We start from the raw sequence: 5,241 nt of genomic DNA on the forward strand, positions 1-5,241 counted from the left end.
GAGACCGCGAACCTACAGGTTCAGCAGCGCCGGGTCGCCGCCCTGGGCGGAGATGTTGTTGCTGATGGCTTTTTCGGCGGCGTAGCGGATCAGGCTGTACGGGCCGCCGGCCTTGGGGCCGGTGCCGGACAAGCCCTCGCCGCCGAAGGGCTGGACGCCGACCACCGCCCCGATGATCGAGCGGTTGATGTAGACGTTGCCGGCCGGGACCAGACGCGCGACTTCGTCGGCGAACGCCTCGATCCGGCTGTGCACGCCCAGCGTCAGGCCGTAGCCGCGCTCGGCCAGTTTCGCCGCCGTCTGCTTCAGCTCCGACGGGTGGTAGCGGCAGACGTGCAGGATGGGGCCGAACACCTCGCGCTCCAGATAATCCGGCGTCGGCACCTCGGCGATGGTCGGGGCGAACAGCCAACCCTTGTCGGCGCCGGGCGGCAACTCGGCGCGGGCGACGATCTTCGCGTCACCGCCAAGGCGTTCGAGGTGGGCTTCGAGCGCGGCCTTCGCCTCGGCGTCGATGACCGGGCCGATGTCGGTGGCGGGGTCGGAGGGGTCGCCGACAACCTGCACCGCCAGCGCGCCCTTCAGTCCCTCGATCAGGGCGTCGGCGGCGTCGTGCGGCACATAGAGCAGGCGCAGCGCCGAGCAGCGCTGGCCCGACGAGCCGAAGGCCGAGAGGATGACGTCGTCGATGACCTGTTCCTTCAGCGCCGTGGTGTCGACGAACATGCCGTTCAGCCCGCCGGTCTCGGCGATGAAGGGCACGATCGGACCGGGGCGGTTCGCCAGCGAGCGGTTGATCAGGGTGGCGGTGTCGGTGCCGCCGGTGAAGGCGACGCCGTCGACGCCCGGATGGCTGACCAGCGCCGCGCCGACCGTCTCGCCGCGTCCCGGGACCAGCGCCAGCAGGTTCGGGTCCAGCCCGGCCTTGTGGTAGAGGCGCACGGCCTCGGCGGCGACGAGGGGGGTCTGTTCGGCCGGCTTGGCCAGTACGGCGTTGCCGGCGGCCAAGGCGGCGGCGATCTGGCCGGTGAAGATGGCCAAGGGGAAGTTCCACGGGCTGATGCAGGCGAACACGCCGCGCCCGTGCAGGACCAGCTGGTTGATCTCGCCGACCGGGCCCTTGAGCTCCTGCGGACCGCCGAAGTCGCGCTCGGCCAGCATGGCGTAGTAGCGGCAGAAGTCGGCGGCCTCGCGCACCTCGGCGACGCCGTCGTTCAGGGTCTTGCCGGCCTCGCGCGACAGCAGGGCGACCAGTCGGTCCATGTCGGCCTCGAGCGCATCGCCCATGGCGCGGAGGATCGGGGCGCGACCGTGGCCGCCCTTGCGGTCCCAGGCCGGCTGGGCGCGGACGGCGGCGTCGACGGCGGCGTCGACATCGGCCGTGCTCGCCTCCGAGACGTGGCCCAGCAGCTGGGTCGTGTCGAAGGGGTTGGTCACGTCCTGCGGATTCGTCCCCGCCTTCAGCTTGCCGCCGATGATGGGGCCCGAGGTCAGCTTCTCGCTGTCGACCTTGCGCAGGGCGAGGGCGTGCCGCTCTCGATCGGCGGCCTGGGAATAGTCGCGGCCCAGCGAGTTCTGGCGGTCCATGTACATGTCCTTGGGAGTCGGAATTTTCGCGTGGCGGTCAGGCTGGGCCTCGACGGCGGAGATTGGGTCGGCGGCGACGGCGGCGGCGGGCACCCGCTCGTCCAGCAGGGCGTGGACGAAGGACGAGTTGGCCCCGTTCTCCAGCAGGCGGCGCACCAGATAGGGCAGCAGGTCCTCGTGGCCGCCGACGGGGGCGTAGGCGCGCACCGTGACAGGGCCAAAGGCGTCGCGGGCGGCGTCGTACAGCGCCTCGCCCATGCCGTGCAGGCGCTGGAACTCGATCTTTACGCCGCGCGCCGAGGCCATGCTGTGCACGGCGGCGAGCGAGTGGGCGTTGTGGGTCGCGAACTGGCTGTAGAGGTGCGGCGCCGCCTCGATCATCGCCTTCGCGCAAACGAGATAGTTCAGGTCCGTCGCGGCCTTGGTGGTGAAGACGGGATAGTCGGTGCGGCCGAACTGCTGCGCGCGCTTGATCTCGGTGTCCCAATAGGCGCCCTTGACCAGCCGCACCATCAGACGGCGACCGGAGGTCCGCGCCAGTTCCGCTACCCGTCGGATGACCTCGGGGCCGCGCTTCTGGTAGGCCTGCACGGCGAGGCCGAGCCCGGTCCAGCCGCCCAACTCGGGCTCATGCGCCAGCCGGTCGAGCAGCTTCAGCGACAGGGCCAGCCGGTCCGCCTCTTCGGCGTCCATGGTGAAGTTGATGTCGTGGCGGGCGGCGATCAGGGCCAGCCGCTTGATGCGGGGATAGAGCTCGGCCCAGACCGTCGCCTCGTGCGTCGCCTCATAGCGGGGCGACAGGGCCGACAGCTTGACCGACACTCCATGGCCGCTCTCGGGTCCCTGCCCCTTGGCCGTGCGGCCCACCGCCTCGATGGCGCCGGCGTAGATCTTCTCGTAGCGCTCCGCGTCGGCGTTGGTGCGCGCGCCCTCGCCCAGCATGTCGAAACTGCACAGCCAGCCCTCGCGGTTGGCTCGCTTCAGCGCCGCCTCGATGGTGCGGCCGACCACGAACTGCTCGCCCATGATGCGGACGGCGGCGGCCACGGCCTCGCGGATGACAGGCTCGCCCAGCCGCCCGACGATGCGCTTCAGGAAGCCCGGCAGGTCCGTCTTGGCCTCCTCGTCGACGTCAACCAGCTTGCCCGTCAGCATCAGCCCCCAGGTGGAGGCGTTTACGAACAGGCTGTCGGACTGACCGAGGTGGGAGGCCCAGTCGGCCGAGCCGATCTTCTCGGCGATCAGCCGGTCGCGGGTATCCTCGTCCGGCGTGCGCAGCAGGGCCTCGGCCAGACACATGAGGGCCAGCCCCTCGCGGGTGCCGAGGGAAAACTCCTGCAGGAAGCTCTCGACAACGCCCTGCTTCTTGACGCTGGCCCGGGCGCGTTCGACCAGGCCGATCGCGCTGTTCAGGACGGCGGCCCGGGCGTCCGCGTCCATAAGCCCGTCGGCGAGCAAACCCCGCACCGTGGCCGTTTCATCCGCGAACTTGCCCTGATCCAGCGCATCCCAATCCTGCGACAGAGACAGAGGCGGAGAAACGTGTGCGGTCATCCGCGCCACATATCCCTTCCCCCCTTGCGGGGGAAGGTGGCTCGCGGAGCGAGATGGATGGGGGGCCGCGAGGAGCGCTCGACGGCCGGCCTCCCTGGGCGGACCCGAACCCCCATCCCGAGCCGCTCCGCGGCCCACCTTCCCCCGTGGAGGGGGAAGGGCTATGCAGGCGGACTTCGAAACGGAGCCATCCGGCCCATATGCGCATCGTTCTGGCCACCGACGCCTGGGAGCCCCAGGTCAACGGCGTCGTCCGTACTCTGACCCGCACCGTGGCGGAATGCCGGGGCATGGGGCACGAGGTCGACGTCATCGAGCCCAGCCAGTTCAAGACCATCCCCTGCCCCACCTATCCGGAAATCCGGCTGGCGCTGGGGGCCGAGGAAGAAATCCGCGAGCGGCTGCGCGCCTTCGAGCCCGAGGCGGTCCACATCGCCACCGAGGGGCCGATCGGCATCGCCACGCGGCGGATCTGCGTGGAGTGGAAGCTGCCGTTCACGACCAGCTATCACACCAAATTCCCCGAGTACGTCTCGGCCCGGTTCCCGATCCCGGTGCAGGTCGGCTACGCCTATATGAAGTGGTTCCACAAGCCGTCCGGCCGCCTGATGGTGGCGACGCCGACGCTGCGCGATGAGCTGATGGCGCACGGGTTCAAGAACGTCTCGCCCTGGACGCGGGGCGTCGACACCGAACAGTTCAATCCCGACCTGCCCCGCATCTACGACGAGTTGGGCGGCAAGGACTGGCCCCGCCCGTTCTGGCTGAACGTCGGACGCGTGGCGGTCGAGAAGAACATCGAGACCTTCCTCGAGACCGACCTGCCGGGCACAAAAATCGTGGTCGGCGACGGGCCGGCGCGGGCCGAGCTGGAAGAGAAATATCCAGAGGCCAAATTCCTCGGGGCGAAGTTCGGGGAAGAGCTGGCGCGCTGCTTCCGCGACGCCGACGTGTTCGTGTTCCCCAGCTGGACCGACACCTTCGGCCTGGTGATCCTCGAGGCCATGGCCGCGGGCACCCCGGTGGCCGCCTTCCCGGCGCACGGGCCAATCGACATCATCCCGGGCTCCAACGCCGGGGCCATCGACGCCGACCTGAAGACCGCCTGCCTGAAGGCGCTGGAGTGCGATCGAGCGGCGGTGCGCGCCTACGCCGAGAAGTTCAGCTGGCGCGCCTCGGCGGAGGAGTTCGTCGAGAACCTGCAGCCGTATCCGGAGCCCGAGCGCGGCCGGTTTTGGCGGCGGTTGCGGCGAGTGGCGCGGTTGAGGCGGAGGGCGGCGGCCTGAGGGAGGGATGCGGGACTAGGGATGAGGGATGAGAAGATGCATCGCTTCTCCGTGCCCCCTTCTACTTCCCTACTCCCTGCCTACTCCCTCATCCCTCATCCCTCATCCCCGCCTTCCTACTCCGTCGGCGCCTGCATCACCGTCAGCGCTTGGGCGATGGCCCGCTGCGCCGCCAGTTGATCCGCCGGCAGCGGCACCAGGCCTCGGTCCTGCAGGTAGCCGCCGCGACCGGCGGCGGCCTCGGACATGAACTCCATCACGAACTGTTCCAGCCCCGGCGTCACGCCGACGTGCTGCTTCTTGACGTAGATGAACATGGAGCGGGAGATCGGATAGGCGCCCGAGGCGATGGTCTCCAGCGTCGGCATGACGCCGTTGACGCTGTGGGCCTTCACCGTGTCATTGTTCTGCTCGAGGAAGGAATAGCCGAACACCCCGGTTGAGCCGGGGGTGCGGGTCAGGGTCTGGACGATGGCGTTATCGTTCTCGCCGGAATCGACCCAGACGCCGTCCTCGCGCAGGGTGTGGGCGAGGGTTTCGAACCGGTCCTCGTCGCTCTCGGCCAAGGCCGCCAGCGCAGGAATGGTTTTGGCAGACGGGGCCATGGCCAGCTCGAGCCAGGAGTCGCGCGTGCCCGAGGTCGGCGGCGGACCGTAGACCTGGATGCGGGTCGCCGGCAGCCCCGGGTTCACCTGGCTCCAGCTCGTGTGCGGGTTGGCGACGAAGGTCGCGTTCGGTCCTGGAACCTGTTTGGCGAGCGCCAGATAGAGGTCGTCGCCCTCGAAGCCGTAGTCAGGCGCAGTGCGCGCCGTGG

3 protein-coding genes are annotated in these 5,241 nt (G+C 69.5%); 1 reads left to right on the forward strand and 2 read right to left on the reverse strand.

The window, feature by feature from the left end; translation table 11 throughout:
• Nucleotides 1–12: 12 nt before the first annotated feature.
• Complete coding sequence (gene putA, locus VGB60_RS06140) at nt 13–3,141, reverse strand: bifunctional proline dehydrogenase/L-glutamate gamma-semialdehyde dehydrogenase PutA (RefSeq protein ID WP_331037382.1); 3,129 nt, start codon at nt 3,139–3,141, stop codon at nt 13–15.
• A 200-nt stretch (nt 3,142–3,341) separates the two neighbouring features.
• Between putA and VGB60_RS06145 the strand changes: the two genes are divergently transcribed.
• The gene (locus VGB60_RS06145) at nt 3,342–4,427 is read left to right on the forward strand and encodes a glycosyltransferase family 1 protein (RefSeq protein ID WP_331037383.1); all 1,086 of its coding nucleotides are present in this window, start codon (nt 3,342–3,344) and stop codon (nt 4,425–4,427) included.
• Between the two features lie 116 nt (nt 4,428–4,543).
• Here VGB60_RS06145 and VGB60_RS06150 read toward each other — a convergent pair.
• A partial coding sequence (locus tag VGB60_RS06150) for a PstS family phosphate ABC transporter substrate-binding protein (RefSeq protein WP_331037384.1) occupies nt 4,544–5,241 on the reverse strand: 698 nt, incomplete at its 5' end.

This window comes from Brevundimonas sp., assembly GCF_036399195.1.
In the GTDB taxonomy this organism is placed as follows: Bacteria; Pseudomonadota; Alphaproteobacteria; order Caulobacterales; family Caulobacteraceae; genus Brevundimonas.

Bases quoted from the DNA above. Each gene is read 5' to 3' on its own strand.
- putA (WP_331037382.1), bottom strand. From the start codon at position 3,141: ATGACCGCACACGTTTCTCCGCCTCTGTCTCTGTCGCAGGATTGGGAT.
- VGB60_RS06145 (WP_331037383.1), top strand. From the start codon at position 3,342: ATGCGCATCGTTCTGGCCACCGACGCCTGGGAGCCCCAGGTCAACGGC.